This is a genomic window from Sphingobacterium sp. UDSM-2020 (assembly GCF_016132525.1).
Lineage (GTDB): Bacteria > Bacteroidota > Bacteroidia > Sphingobacteriales > Sphingobacteriaceae > Sphingobacterium > Sphingobacterium anhuiense.
On the sequence record NZ_CP066166.1, the window covers coordinates 5,008,631 to 5,021,698 of the forward strand.

At 39.2% G+C, this 13,068-nt stretch carries 13 protein-coding genes; 7 read left to right on the forward strand and 6 right to left on the reverse strand.

All coding sequences use genetic code 11. The annotated features are described in order from the left end of the window. The first annotated feature begins 63 nt into the window (after positions 1-63). Positions 64-567 carry a DinB family protein gene (locus tag JAZ75_RS21155; protein ID WP_208698232.1) on the forward strand — a complete coding sequence of 168 codons (504 nt, stop codon included), beginning with the start codon at positions 64-66 and terminating at the stop codon, positions 565-567. Positions 568-724: 157 nt separating this feature from the next. Here JAZ75_RS21155 and JAZ75_RS21160 read toward each other — a convergent pair whose 3' ends face one another. The 3 genes from JAZ75_RS21160 to JAZ75_RS21170 form a co-directional block, all read right to left on the reverse strand. Further along, positions 725-1,303 carry a hypothetical protein gene (locus JAZ75_RS21160; RefSeq protein WP_208698234.1) on the reverse strand — a complete coding sequence of 193 codons (579 nt, stop codon included), beginning with the start codon at positions 1,301-1,303 and terminating at the stop codon, positions 725-727. A gap of 68 nt (positions 1,304-1,371) precedes the next feature. Then, on the reverse strand, positions 1,372-2,370 hold the full coding sequence (locus JAZ75_RS21165) for an LLM class oxidoreductase (RefSeq protein WP_208698236.1): 999 nt from the start codon (positions 2,368-2,370) through the stop codon (positions 1,372-1,374). 319 nt (positions 2,371-2,689) lie between these two features. Beyond that, entirely contained in the window at positions 2,690-2,989 is a 300-nt protein-coding gene (locus tag JAZ75_RS21170) for an ArsR/SmtB family transcription factor (RefSeq protein ID WP_132768533.1), read from the reverse strand. Positions 2,990-3,164: 175 nt separating this feature from the next. Between JAZ75_RS21170 and JAZ75_RS21175 the strand changes: the two genes are divergently transcribed. The 3 genes from JAZ75_RS21175 to JAZ75_RS21185 are packed head-to-tail and all read left to right on the forward strand — an operon-like array spanning position 3,165 to position 6,620. Then, entirely contained in the window at positions 3,165-4,580 is a 1,416-nt protein-coding gene (locus JAZ75_RS21175) for an aldehyde dehydrogenase family protein (RefSeq protein ID WP_208698238.1), read from the forward strand. A 42-nt stretch (positions 4,581-4,622) separates the two neighbouring features. Beyond that, positions 4,623-5,477 carry a helix-turn-helix domain-containing protein gene (locus JAZ75_RS21180; RefSeq protein WP_208698246.1) on the forward strand — a complete coding sequence of 285 codons (855 nt, stop codon included), beginning with the start codon at positions 4,623-4,625 and terminating at the stop codon, positions 5,475-5,477. A 24-nt stretch (positions 5,478-5,501) separates the two neighbouring features. Further along, positions 5,502-6,620, forward strand: coding sequence for an MBL fold metallo-hydrolase (locus JAZ75_RS21185; RefSeq protein WP_232789293.1), 1,119 nt, complete (start codon positions 5,502-5,504; stop codon positions 6,618-6,620). A 106-nt stretch (positions 6,621-6,726) separates the two neighbouring features. Here the strand turns inward: JAZ75_RS21185 and JAZ75_RS21190 are convergent, their stop codons facing one another. After that, on the reverse strand, positions 6,727-7,113 hold the full coding sequence (locus tag JAZ75_RS21190; RefSeq protein WP_132768538.1) for a VOC family protein: 387 nt from the start codon (positions 7,111-7,113) through the stop codon (positions 6,727-6,729). Between the two features lie 152 nt (positions 7,114-7,265). Here JAZ75_RS21190 and JAZ75_RS21195 point away from each other — a divergent pair, with 152 nt between their 5' ends. Further along, a complete protein-coding gene (locus JAZ75_RS21195) occupies positions 7,266-8,162 on the forward strand; it encodes a helix-turn-helix domain-containing protein (RefSeq protein WP_208698248.1) in 897 nt (298 codons plus the stop codon). 90 nt (positions 8,163-8,252) lie between these two features. Next, positions 8,253-9,254, forward strand: a complete 1,002-nt coding sequence (locus JAZ75_RS21200; protein WP_132845547.1) for an aldo/keto reductase — start codon at positions 8,253-8,255, stop codon at positions 9,252-9,254. 144 nt (positions 9,255-9,398) lie between these two features. Here the strand turns inward: JAZ75_RS21200 and JAZ75_RS21205 are convergent, their stop codons facing one another. After that, positions 9,399-10,127: a DUF4184 family protein gene (locus JAZ75_RS21205; RefSeq protein WP_208698250.1), complete on the reverse strand. Its 729-nt coding sequence runs from the start codon at positions 10,125-10,127 to the stop codon at positions 9,399-9,401. A gap of 360 nt (positions 10,128-10,487) precedes the next feature. On the opposite strand from JAZ75_RS21205, the gene JAZ75_RS21210 reads away from it, so the two are divergent. Next, positions 10,488-12,290 (forward strand): right-handed parallel beta-helix repeat-containing protein, encoded by a 1,803-nt coding sequence (locus JAZ75_RS21210; RefSeq protein WP_208698251.1) that lies wholly within the window; start codon positions 10,488-10,490, stop codon positions 12,288-12,290. Between the two features lie 175 nt (positions 12,291-12,465). On the opposite strand, the gene JAZ75_RS21215 is transcribed toward JAZ75_RS21210, so the two are convergent. Beyond that, on the reverse strand, positions 12,466-13,056 hold the full coding sequence (locus JAZ75_RS21215; protein ID WP_208698253.1) for a hypothetical protein: 591 nt from the start codon (positions 13,054-13,056) through the stop codon (positions 12,466-12,468). Positions 13,057-13,068: the final 12 nt, after the last annotated feature.

Consider the following 13,068-nt stretch of genomic DNA (forward strand, 5'->3'; position numbering starts at 1 on the left):
TACCAAACATATTCACGCAGGCATCTGTTTTATACCCGATATAAAAACATTAAACCCAAAGACATGATCATTCAATATTTGACAACCGAATTCGAACAAGAGGTCAACAACACCCGTAAATTACTGCAGGCAGTACCTGAAAAAGACATACACTATAAGCCTGCAGCTATTTCCTGGACAATGGGAGAACTGGCACAACATATCGCAACCATTTATTATTGGTACGTAGGCACATTTACAGAAGATGTATATGATATGGCCACCGATCATCTTGAGCGCGGTGCACCTGATGATATCAAAGCCACGCTCGAACTTTTTGAAAAAAATGTAGCACGAGCCAGAACCGCTCTATCAACACTTACAGAAGAAAAACTACGCGATCACTGGACAATGAAAGCAGGTGAACGCATACTCTTAGGCCCAATGGAAAGAGGCATTGTGGTACGAGGATTCCTTTTTAATCATATTTATCATCATCGCGGAGAATTGATTGTCTATCTAAGAGCAACCGGAAATAAAGTACCTGGACTGTATGGTCCTACTTACGAAGACAGCAAAAAGATGTAAACGCAAGTCATGCCGCAGTAGAGCGAAATTTTTCATGCAGATCAGTTACAAAACTAAAATGACAGAACAAATTAATCCCATACCAGACCTACCCAATGATAGATCTGCTATGGGATTAATATTAACTGTTCTTTCAAGACAAAACGTGCCACGAAAATTAATCCTTTTCGTCGCTTAGTTTAAAACCTTTTACAATTTTCTGACCAGGTATATGAAACTCCAAAACCAGACTATCTGGCGTATCCCTTAGGACATCCAGGCCGATCACACTTTCATATCCCACCTTAAGATTATCATTTTTCAGGAAATCGGCATCGGTAAACAAAATCACCTTCTCAACAATTCCTTTATTTTCAATAATCTGTAACCGCGGACGGGCCATCACACTTTGAATAAGCTGTACTCTATATTTCCCGGTATCTGGTGTATAGTACGATCGTCTTTCCATGCCCGTACTTGAAAATAGAATACCAAAAAAAGGCAACATCATCGCGGCTATGCTAAACAATAGCCCCAATACTAATACGATACAGTATATTTTCGTATAAATACTTTTCCAGAAAATAATTAGAAATGGAAGCGTAGTGAGTAACCATATCCAAAAGACCAAGCGGTCACTCCAATACCCCGCCAAACTGATCTGCCACGTCAGTATAACCGTAATATCAACCAACATGATCAGTGAGATCAGCATATAAGCGATATAAAACTTTTTTCTACCTGTCACTTTTTGCATAACTCCATTAGAAAACTTAACGATAACTTCATTAACGGCTAAAATAGAATTATTCTCCTGAAATTAAACTATGGGATCATATTAATATGACTTGCCTTCACTAAGGAAGGAAAATACGGCAACACTTCTGCTCCCAGCTCATCAATAACATCGGCAATAGGTCTCGTACTGAATTGAATCCCTAAGGCAGCATGATTGACACCCGCTTCCTGCCATTCATGTAACAGTTCCAATAAACCATTCCTTCCTGTTTTAAGCACAAATCCACCCTGCAATGGCGTTCGCGGAAAATTGGGATCTTCCGTTAGTTCAATCCATTCATTGGTCATATGAGGCTTAAAAATCTGATCGGGAATTAAGTCACGCCAAGCTTTTATCTTTTCTCTCAACGGCCTAACATGTAATTTCGACGTTGTTGCTCCCGGATAAGTAATCCAGCCATCCCCATGTTCAGCAATCCAAGAAAGAGGCTGTTGACTGCCACCGGTTATTAAACTCGGAATATATTCTTGAACGGGTTTAGGGATAAGATCCAATCCGTCAATGTGGGTCAGCTCAGACTTAATTTTTGGATAATGTTCCTTATTTAAGCGTCGAAAATCCTGTAAAACCTGTCTAAAACGTTCACCTCGATGCTCAAAATCTAATCCAAATGCAGGAAATTCAATCGATCTATCCCCCGATCCTACTCCTAGCAATAATCTGTTATTGGATAGCTGATCTAAAGAAGCGGCTGTCTTTGCTAAAGAAATCGGGTGCCAGAAAGGTAAAACAATACTTCCTGTTCCTAATGCAATCCTGCTTGTCTGTCCGGCGATAAAAGATAAATAACTAAAAGCATCATACACTTGACCAGCATCACCAAAACTCGGATCAAACATCGGAATATCACGAACCCATATCGACGCAAAATCTAAGCGATCGATCTGTTTTATATATGCCATATGCTCCTCAACTAGGGGAAGCTTTCCGCTATATACTTCTAAGGGAAGAAATAGGCCAATAGTCAACACATCTGGAGCAAATACACGGTTAAATGCATAGTGGTTTTCAAAGTTTCTTGTCATGTTCTAAAATTTTAATGTAAAGCATTATACAATTTCGATATATCTAGATTTATAGATATATTGGATTAAAAAAAGGAAGGCTTCTTACCTTCTGAAATGGATTATCAAATAAAATGAGTGGTATGTACAGATCTAAATCAGGTCAATAGCTTATTTAAAGATTGTGTTCAGATCCGGATTTCCTTACAGCACCGTAACTGCATTAAAAACTGATCCCTAAAATCAACAAAATATTTCGACATATCTAGATTTATAGATATACTTGAGTAAAAAAAATGAAGATATTTATATCTCCATCCATCAAATAAATAATGAGTAACTACAGCGTATTCTTGATATAAGAAGCCAATTCCTGAAGTTTTTCCTCATTTCTCTTATAATAAGTCCACTGTCCCTCCCGTACAGATTTCAACAAACCACAATTCACCATCGATGTCAAATAAGATGATATCGTTGATTGGGACAAACCTGCCTTCTTTTGGATGACGCTCATACAAACACCATAATCCGTTACCTCCGGTTCAATATCTTCGGCGATAAAATTAGCATGCGGATTCTTCAACCACTGCAATATCTGTAACCGATGTTCATTTGCTAAAATCTTAAAAATATCAACCATATCTATATATCTAATAATCTCGAAACAAACATAACAATTAAGCGCTCCATATTTGTTGTCTTTATGTCATCTTGATACATTTATTAATGAGCTTTTCAACAAAGTAACATTGAGCTTTTGAGCAAAACACCCTCTTTATAATACCGCTAACTTTGAATAAACAAATCAGCAGAACATGAAAAAGATAAATCAGATTTATGTAAACGGTGCCTTTATCACACCACATGGGACAGAAACTTTTGATCTCATCAGCCCCACTACTAATGAAAAATTGGGTGAAGTTACCCTTGGGGACGAAATGGATACCCATATTGCGGTCCAGGCCGCAAAAGAAGCATTCAAAACATTCTCTAAAACAAGTAAAGAAGAACGTATTGCTTACCTGGAAAAACTACATCATGCTGTCAGTAAGCGCGAAGAAGAACTGATTGCTATTATGGTCGAAGAATACGGCGGAACTTACCAATTTTGCCAAGCCAGTGTGCAGATTGCGATCGCGTCATTCCCAACAATAATCGAAACACTTCAAAACTATGACTTTGAAAAAACTGTTGGACAATCACAGGTTCGTATGGAGTCATTAGGGGTTGTCGGCATTATCACCCCCTGGAACGCCAGCAATGGTTTTATCTGCAGTAAGCTTGCCACAGCTATTGCTGCCGGATGTACCGTCGTCATCAAGCCCAGCGAAATGAGTGCCCAACAGACACAGCTTATTGCCACATGTTTCCATGAGGCGGGTTTACCTAAAGGCTTATTCAATATCGTAAATGGTCTAGGAAATGTTGTAGGCGCCGCAATAACCAATCACCCCGATATTGCCAAAATATCCTTCACAGGTTCAACTGCGGTTGGCAAAACAATTGCTAAAGGCGCAGTAGATACGATGAAACGTGTCACTTTGGAGCTTGGTGGTAAATCCCCGAATATTATTTTAGAAGATGCCGATTTAGAAACCGTTATCCCCATGGCTATCTATGGCGCTTATATGAATAGTGGCCAAGCCTGTATTGCTCCTACCCGACTGCTAGTCCCTGCGAGCAAACTAGATCAGATCAATGCTTTAGCACAAGCCACCATCGCACATGTAAAAGTCGGTAATCCTACAGATCCAGATACCCATGTAGGACCTATGGTAAGCCATAAGCAATATGAAAGAGTTCAACAGTTCATTCAGATTGGACTTGATGAAGGAGCAACGTTACTAACAGGAGGTCTGGGTAAGCCAGCAGGTTTGGAAAAAGGTAACTTTGTTCAAGCCACCATCTTTACAAACGTTCGTAATGATATGCGTATCGCACAAGAAGAAATATTCGGTCCAGTCCTCTCCATCATTCCGTACCAGAATGACGAAGACGCTATTTCCATTGCAAATGACACCACTTACGGTCTAGCGGCATATATCAGCTCACCAGATCTTGCACGTGCCAATCGCATAGCATCACAGATTGATGCAGGAAGAATCTGTATCAATGGCTTTAAACACGATCCACAGGCTCCTTTCGGAGGATTCAAACAGTCAGGTATCGGCCGAGAGTTCGGAACTTATGGATTAGACGCATATTTAGAACCCAAAGCAATTTTAAGCTAAATAGCTAAAATTCAACATCCTTATCTTAAATTTGCATCAGAGATGGAAACAAAAAAAGACAACATTCAGGCATCGGGCATTGCTTATTCGTGTTATGCTACAAAAAGCAGAGAAGGAGAACACTTCGTCCAAGAATGCACCTTCACCTATCAGATAGCTGGTTCACTGGTGCTGAATGATGGAAATCAAACCTACATTTCCAATGCGGGAGCATTTCGTCTGGTAAGGAGAAATCAATTGTTAAAATTTATAAAGGAACCGCCTGAAAATGGCGAGTTCCGATCTTTGACTATTTTTCTTGACCAGCAGACATTAAAAGATTTCAGTCTCGAATACGGCATTAATGCCGAACAAAAACAATATGATCAACCTGTCTTGGATATTGAAGATCATGTACTGTTGCATAGCTATTTTCAATCTTTGATGACGTATCACCAGACCCAGAGTTTTGACAATCCCAAACTCGTTCAGATTAAAATGAAAGAAGCGATATTACTCCTCCTACAGATCAATCCTGAACTCAAAAATGTATTGTTTGATTTTACCGAACCGCATAAAATAGACTTAGAAAGCTTTATGAACAAAAATTACCACTTTAATGTTCATTTAGAACGATTTGCCTATTTAACAGGTAGAAGTCTGGCAACCTTTAAAAGAGATTTTGAAAAAACATTCAATACCACACCTGGACGCTGGTTGCTGCACAAAAGACTACAAGAAGCATATTACCTCTTAAAAGAAAAAGGTAAGGCAGCCTCAGACATTTATTTGGAATTGGGATTCGAAGACCTTTCCCATTTTTCATTTGCCTTTAAAAAAGCATTTGGCGAGGCTCCTTCAAAAATCATGAATCAATATAGCCCGTCAATACCGCTTCTTTCAACAGCATGTGATTAAGCCTAACCATTCAGCACCCCCTACATGAAAATATTTTATAAAACTATGCTCATCACCCTCATACTTATCATCGTATTCGTTGCGATTATCGTCCTGTACATGCAACAGCCCAAATTTGGTAAAGTACCAAGTGGCGCTCGGCTTGAATTAATTAAGAAATCACCCAATTACAAAGACGGTAAATTTGTCAACTTTAGTCATACCCCTCAAATCGTTGAAGATGCAAGCTATGCGAGCGTACTCTATGATTACTTTTTCAAAAAAATAGACCGGAAGAGTCCATTGGAAAATATACCGACCATAAAAACAGATCTGCAGAACTTGTCCCACAAGGAAGACGTATTGGTCTGGTTCGGTCACTCCTCTTATTTTATGCAAATAGACGGAAAACGCATGTTGGTCGATCCCGTATTCAGCGGAAGTGTCTCTCCTGTTCCCGGAACCAATAAATCATTTAAAGGAACAGACATTTATACAGTAGAAGACCTACCGGAGATTGACTATTTATTTATTACCCACGATCATTATGATCACCTGGATTATGAAACCATTATCAAATTAAAAACAAAAACCAAGAAAGTAATCTGCGGACTTGGTGTGGGTTCACACCTGGAATACTGGGGTTACAATCCTCAAGATATAATTGAAAAAGATTGGCATGACAGCATTTCACTCGACAGTGGATTTACCGTATACACAACTCCTGCAAGACATTTTTCAGGTCGGTCTCTTCAAAGCAGCAAGACACTGTGGATGTCCTATGTAGTACAGACGCCAACGATGAAAATCTTTATCGGCGGAGACAGTGGCTACGACACTCATTACGCGGCTATTGGTGAAAAATTTGGTCCTATTGATCTAGCGATTCTAGATAATGGGCAATTTGACAGCACTTGGCGTTATATCCACCATCTCCCTGAAGAAGTATTAAAAGCAGCAAAGGATCTGAAAACGAAGCGTCTATTCCCGGTGCATAACTCCAAGTTTGATATCGCCAATCACTCTTGGGATACGCCATTAATTCAGATTACCGAATTAAATAAAGAAGCGCATATTCCATTGATAACACCTATGATCGGAGAAGAGGTATTGCTAAAAGACGATCAACAGCAATTCAAGCAATGGTGGGTAGGCCGAAAATAACGCACTGAAAATAATAAGTAGCATCGGACTGTAAAGAAAATAAATTATTTATAGTCCGATACAACAATCATAATTTCAAATAAATGCTATCGAAATTCATGTTCCTTTACATATGAAAAACATTAAACCGATGGCCATCGGGGTCCGCAAATACAAAACCATAATATCCCTTTCCAAAAGCTGCAGGCTTAGAAATCAATGTTCCACCAGCGTCTTCCACCTCAGTAGCCCAACGATCCGCCTCTTCTGTACTTGATGCGGCAAGCGTAAAAATGATTTCATTAGATTTGGATGTATCGGCCATAGCCCCTAACATCGCCTCGCGAAGGATATGCTTTAAGAAAAAATGGATTACAAAATGATCTTCACCAAACAGAAAACTTGTCAGATCTGCTGATCGCCCATTCGGTTGAAAACCCAACGCAGTATAAAATTTTGTTGTCCGGTCTAAATCGGTCACTGCCAAATTAGACCATATCTTTTTTGGATTCATACGCTACTATCTTTTATATCTATTATAAAATTAAGCAAATCAAATTCTATTCTACTTCTCATAGGACAAGTAAATCACATCACCTCCTTAAACCTTTCATATCCGCACAAAAGGATGACACTTAATTTGTTTGAATTTTATACATTTACACCATGAAACAAGCAGAAAGTGTCAATGATTTTTACAGCCGCTTGCCAAGTCATGCACCCACTCATGTGCCATTGGACAATGCAGGCATCGGTCATATCAATGTTTTCAGTCGAGAGACCTGCGCAGTTGTAAGTCCCTATAGCAGACGTGATTTTTATAAAGTTTCCCTGATCATTGGCAAAGGAAAGATTTATTATGCCGATAAATGGATCCAGATTGATCGTCCAGCACTGCTTTTTTCGAATCCCATTGTCCCCTATTCTTGGGAAGCTGAATCCGAACAACAGTCCGGTTGGTACTGCCTCTTCACAGAAGATTTCATTCAACATAGTGAACGCACAAGTCAGTTACACGACACGCCCTTATTTCAGATCGGATCTAATCCCATTTTCTTCCCAAACGAAGCCCAATTAGCGGAGTTGTCCTTTATTTTCCAGAAAATGCAGGCCGAGATGTCTTCCACCTACGCTCATAAATACGATGTATTGCGCAGTTACCTGCACTTGATCATTCATGAGGCAATGAAAAACAATCCCACGACCAACTTTCATAAGTATGTGAATGCTACTTCTAGAATATCCGCCTTATTTCTCGAACTACTGGAAAGACAATTTCCGATAGATTCTCCAGCACTCGTACTCAAATTGAAGAACCCTGCAGATTATGCCACTGCACTATCCCTGCACATCAATCATCTTAACCGGTCGGTCAAAGAAATAACGGGTAAAACCACTACAGCACATATCGCCGCACGCATCATCAAAGAAGCAAAAGCTTTACTGCAGCATACCGATTGGAATATTTCCGATATCGCCTACAGTTTAGGTTTCGAATACCCCTCTTACTTTACACTATACTTTAAAAAACACACCGGCATGGCACCCACACAGCTGCGGTAGATTGTTTGATTATTATAACAATCTGTTTGATCGTTATAAGTCAGTTTTTGAGACCGTGCACTACATTTGTATAAACAAAATGAGAACATCATGAAATACAGAAAACTCGGAACAACAGACGAACAGCTATCCGCATTAGGATTGGGCTGCATGGGTATGAGCTTTGCTTATGGACCTACGGACGATAAAGAGAGCTTAGCCACATTAGAAAAATCCCTTGACCTGGGCATCAATTTCTGGGATACCGCCGACATGTACGCAAATGGAGCAAATGAAGAACTGATCGCTAAAATTTTAGTCCCCAATCGGGAAAAGATCTTTATTGCTACTAAATTTGGATTTCGCTTTAAAGATGGGATTGCAGGACCAAGCAATGCCGCAGGAACATATTTTGACGCTTCGCCCGCATGGATGAAAATTGCCGTTGAACAAAGTCTCAAGCGACTTAAAATTGATACCATTGATCTGTATTATGCGCATCGTGTCGATGCCAATATCCCAATTGAAGAAACTGTCGGTGCAATGGCCGATCTCGTTAAAGAAGGAAAAATACGATACCTTGGACTGAGTGAAGCTTCGCCGGCATCATTAAGAAAAGCACATGCAGTACATCCCATTTCTGCACTCCAAAGCGAATACTCCCTACTAACCAGAGATGTAGAAAGCGAGATTTTGCAGACAACACGTGAACTTGGGATTTCACTTGTGCCCTATTCACCTCTAGCTCGTGGTTTAGTAACCAATACGCTCCAGATGGATACCCTTGCAGCCGATGATTTTCGAAAATCTTTACCACGCTATCAAGAGGAAAACATCGTCAATAACAATAAACTTGTGGCCGGATTTGCGGCATTAGCCAATCATATAAATTGTACACCCGCACAACTTGCTTTAGCTTGGGTCTTAGCACAGGGAGAAGACATTATCCCGATTCCCGGAACTAAAAAAAGAAAGTACCTGGAAGAAAATGTAGGTGCTATTGATGTGCAGCTAACACCTGAACATTTAACAGAAATTAATTCCCTGATCCAAAGATACCCCATCTTGGGAGAACGTTATAACGAAGGGTCTATGAAACTCGTGAATCAATAATGGAGAAAAAATCGAAGCATGCCACAGGTAAATTCCTGGTAACGAGCATCTATTTTAAATAAAGAATTCATCTTTAGAAAAACAGAAAAAGCAACACCATGGTGTTGCTTTTTCTGTTTTCAGATCTACGATACCAATCCAATATTAATCACTTTTTGTCTCAATAACCAAAGGAACAATAATAAAGGCAATAAGTCCGGCAGCTATTGCACTGACGATTACATTGCCATATTGCTGAAACTGAAGTCCTGATAAAAATCTTAAAGCAACAATAAACAACATCAGCCCCAACACCAGTAACCAGTACATTAAACGAGCAGAAGGTAAATTTTCCTTCTGAACAGGTAGTTTATAAATAGCAAAAGCAATAACGATCGCACCAATAAAACTAGAAACATGTTGCAATATCTTTACAATAGGCACTTGTATACCCAGAAGACTAATCGAAGTTGCCAGCTCAGGAAATCGCCGAACAAAATAACCATCATCGTGTGTAAAACTGTCCCATAAAACATGTGATAGCGCACCTATGAGCACTGAAATAATAACGATTAACCAATTCTTTCTAAAATAACGATTCCAGTCAAACTGTTTAAATACAAAACACCTTGATTTGAGGATAGTAGGCATATTATCAACTAAGCTATTACGAACTATATTGTGAAAAATAAAAGCAAGGACTAGTCCTAATGGTAGATCAAACCAAAATAGACCTGCGATTGTATGGCTATAATCGCTCCTAATCTTCATTCTCAAAAAGTATTCAAAATCAGGCGTCAAACTGCCGATAACAAGTCCCGTCAGAGAAAACCAATGTCTCGGTAAATATGTCAAAGGCAATACCAATGCAGGATGAGAAAATGTAAAAGGCATCTATTCTTTAGTTTTTTGTCAAATTACAAAATATACGACAAATCGAAAAAGTTATATTCATGCTCTTAATGAAGGACTAAAAAATATCGGCAATGACAACCGTTTGCATGACCGTTTTACTTAAAAAAACAGAAATAAAAACAAGCCTGTCGATCAGCTGCATTTGTTTGAGAACACGTATTAATCTGATTACAATGGCCGTAAATGCATTTTTAAACCAATATCCGCTTTGAAATCCTGATCTATTAAACTATGTTTGTACATAATATATCGGACATAAAGCCCCCAATATAAAACCTTAAATCTTTTAAAAACCGAACTTACTAATTTATTAAAATGACAAATTGGTTCAGAAAAAACATGTCGGTCGTTATGATCGCTTTCATCAGCTTTCAGGCACAGGCAAATTCTACGCCCAAAGTCTACGACTTAACAAAGTATGGCATCAACCCCAATACGGGGAAAAACAGCAGTGCAACCCTCAATCAAGCGATTCAGAAAATAGTTACTGAGGCTGGAAAAGGTAATCCTATAGTAATCAAATTCAAAAAAGGACGTTACGATTTCCATGAAGAAGGAGCACAAAAAAGAACCTATTACATCTCCAACCATGATCAGGACAATCCTAAGACCGTTGGTATTACCTTAGAAAACCTCAGCAACATCACCATAGACGGACAAGGGTCAGACCTGATCTTTCATGGACGTATGTTACCCCTTGCATTGGTTGAAAATCAAAACCTCAGCCTTAAAAATCTGCATATCGACTTCGAGCAACCCCAGATCTGTCAGGTTAAAATCTTAGAAAACGATACCCAAGCAGGTACAATCACGTACCAGACTGCTCCCTGGGTCACTTATACCATTAAAGACAGCACCTTCTACAATACCGGTGAAGGTTGGGAAATGAAACCCACCTCCGGTATCGCTTTTGAAGAAAAAACAAAGCATATCGTGTACAATACCAGTGATATCGCAGTGGGCACAGCACATGTAGCAGAAATATCAAAAGGAATCATCAAAGCCTTCAAGTGGAAGAATTCAAAATTAATACCTGGAACAGTCGTTGCCATGAGAAGCTGGCATAGACCTAATCCCGGTATTTTCGTGCACAAAGGTAAAGACACCAGATTAGAAAATATATCGGTTCACTATTCCGAAGGAATGGGTCTGTTGGCACAGCTGACTGAAAACATTTATTTAGAAAAATTCAATGTCTCATTAAGAGGGAAAAACGATCCCCGTTATTTTACAGCACAGGCAGATGCAACCCATTTCTCAGGCTGTAAAGGTGTGATCATATGCAATAATGGACTATATGAAAACATGATGGACGATGCGATCAATATTCATGGTACCTATCTCAAAATCACACAAAAACTGGACAATAAAACCGTACTTGCAAAATACATGCACGAACAGTCCTATGGTTTTGACTGGGGCTATGCGACCGATTCAGTACAGTTTATCCAATCCAAAACAATGGAGCTCTGGGACAATAAAAACAGTATTCAATCCATCGAAGTAATCCGTAAAAAAGATAGCGATCCGATCCAGGATTTCAAAATTGTATTCACAAAACCCTTAGATGATTACATCGATCCAACCAAATTGGACATCGGTATTGAAAACCTGACGTGGACACCAAAAGTAGAGTTTAAAGGCAATACTGTACGAAACAACAGAGCACGGGGTGCACTGTTCAGTACTCCGCAAAAGACCGTAGTGGAAAATAATCTATTTGATCATACCTCAGGAACAGCCATTCTTTTATGTGGCGATAGCAACGGCTGGTACGAAACAGGCACATGCCGTGATATCACGATCAAAAACAATAAGTTTATCAATGCTTTGACCAACATGTTCCAGTTCACCAATGCGGTGATCTCCATCTATCCAGAGATTCCAGACTTGAAAAACCAGAAGAAATACTTCCATAGTGGTATTAAGATCGAAAACAACTATTTTGAAACTTTTGATAAGCCGATCCTATATGCGAAATCTGTAGATGGCATTACATTCACTAACAATACGATTAAGACAAATAAGGAGTATCCGGCATTTCACTGGAACAAAAAGGAAATTTTGTTTGAGCGCGTTATCAATGCCAATATCAAAAACAATACGATTGATGGTAAACCATTCGTTTATCCTGCTAATTAATCGCAGCTTATAAAAAGTAAAACGGCCAATCTCACTACAGGAGATTGGCCGTTTTATTTCTAACCCTATCCCGAACGGATTCGGTCACAGTGATCATTATGAGAACTGCAGATTCAGCTGATCGAGCATCAAAAATAATTCATTTTCTGTCTAAGTACATGGCATTGGTCAAAAGTTACTCCTGTTGAATCCACTCAAATTTACCGTTATTCATGTAAATGATCCCACCACCACAAGCTTCTGCCTGGTGGATAAAAACACCATCATGCGGTAATTTAATTTTATCCTTTTCATCGACCTCATCTTCTGTCATAATTTCACCTTCATCACTCACATTATTATAATAGACCTCTCCTCTCGGCGCTTTTTCAAAAATACCGACCCAGTCAATATCATCAAATCCCTGACCTAAAATATCCTGTCCCATTCCTAGATAAGTTGTTTTTTTGTTGCCAAAAGACACTTTAAGACCATATTTATGATTTATCGTATTTTGAACGATATGCACCGTATCCAAACGGCTGTCGCCATCCATATCACAGACAACAACATTGGGATCATGTTTTTTAGAAATCACGATGGTATCAGGCAATACCGTTCTTTTATCTGCCTGCATAACCAGGGAATCACGTATAACGAAAGTGCTGTCCTGATCCTCAGTCCTATTGTGTACCGTATCTGCAGCTTTATTCTGGCAACTCCACACCGTGAATATTATACCAGATAACAAAACAAACAGTCCCAACCAGTTTATATTTCTCACCATAGCTCCATGATT

What these genes read in the sequence shown, in the direction of transcription:
- JAZ75_RS21160 (WP_208698234.1), bottom strand. Translation starts at nt 1,303, where the DNA reads ATGCAAAAAGTGACAGGTAGAAAAAAGTTTTATATCGCTTATATGCTG.
- JAZ75_RS21190 (WP_132768538.1), bottom strand. Translation starts at nt 7,113, where the DNA reads ATGAATCCAAAAAAGATATGGTCTAATTTGGCAGTGACCGATTTAGAC.
- JAZ75_RS21185 (WP_232789293.1), top strand. Translation starts at nt 5,502, where the DNA reads ATGAAAATATTTTATAAAACTATGCTCATCACCCTCATACTTATCATC.
- JAZ75_RS21205 (WP_208698250.1), bottom strand. Translation starts at nt 10,127, where the DNA reads ATGCCTTTTACATTTTCTCATCCTGCATTGGTATTGCCTTTGACATAT.
- JAZ75_RS21170 (WP_132768533.1), bottom strand. Translation starts at nt 2,989, where the DNA reads ATGGTTGATATTTTTAAGATTTTAGCAAATGAACATCGGTTACAGATA.
- JAZ75_RS21165 (WP_208698236.1), bottom strand. Translation starts at nt 2,370, where the DNA reads ATGACAAGAAACTTTGAAAACCACTATGCATTTAACCGTGTATTTGCT.
- JAZ75_RS21195 (WP_208698248.1), top strand. Translation starts at nt 7,266, where the DNA reads ATGAAACAAGCAGAAAGTGTCAATGATTTTTACAGCCGCTTGCCAAGT.
- JAZ75_RS21180 (WP_208698246.1), top strand. Translation starts at nt 4,623, where the DNA reads ATGGAAACAAAAAAAGACAACATTCAGGCATCGGGCATTGCTTATTCG.
- JAZ75_RS21210 (WP_208698251.1), top strand. Translation starts at nt 10,488, where the DNA reads ATGTCGGTCGTTATGATCGCTTTCATCAGCTTTCAGGCACAGGCAAAT.
- JAZ75_RS21215 (WP_208698253.1), bottom strand. Translation starts at nt 13,056, where the DNA reads ATGGTGAGAAATATAAACTGGTTGGGACTGTTTGTTTTGTTATCTGGT.
- JAZ75_RS21200 (WP_132845547.1), top strand. Translation starts at nt 8,253, where the DNA reads ATGAAATACAGAAAACTCGGAACAACAGACGAACAGCTATCCGCATTA.
- JAZ75_RS21155 (WP_208698232.1), top strand. Translation starts at nt 64, where the DNA reads ATGATCATTCAATATTTGACAACCGAATTCGAACAAGAGGTCAACAAC.
- JAZ75_RS21175 (WP_208698238.1), top strand. Translation starts at nt 3,165, where the DNA reads ATGAAAAAGATAAATCAGATTTATGTAAACGGTGCCTTTATCACACCA.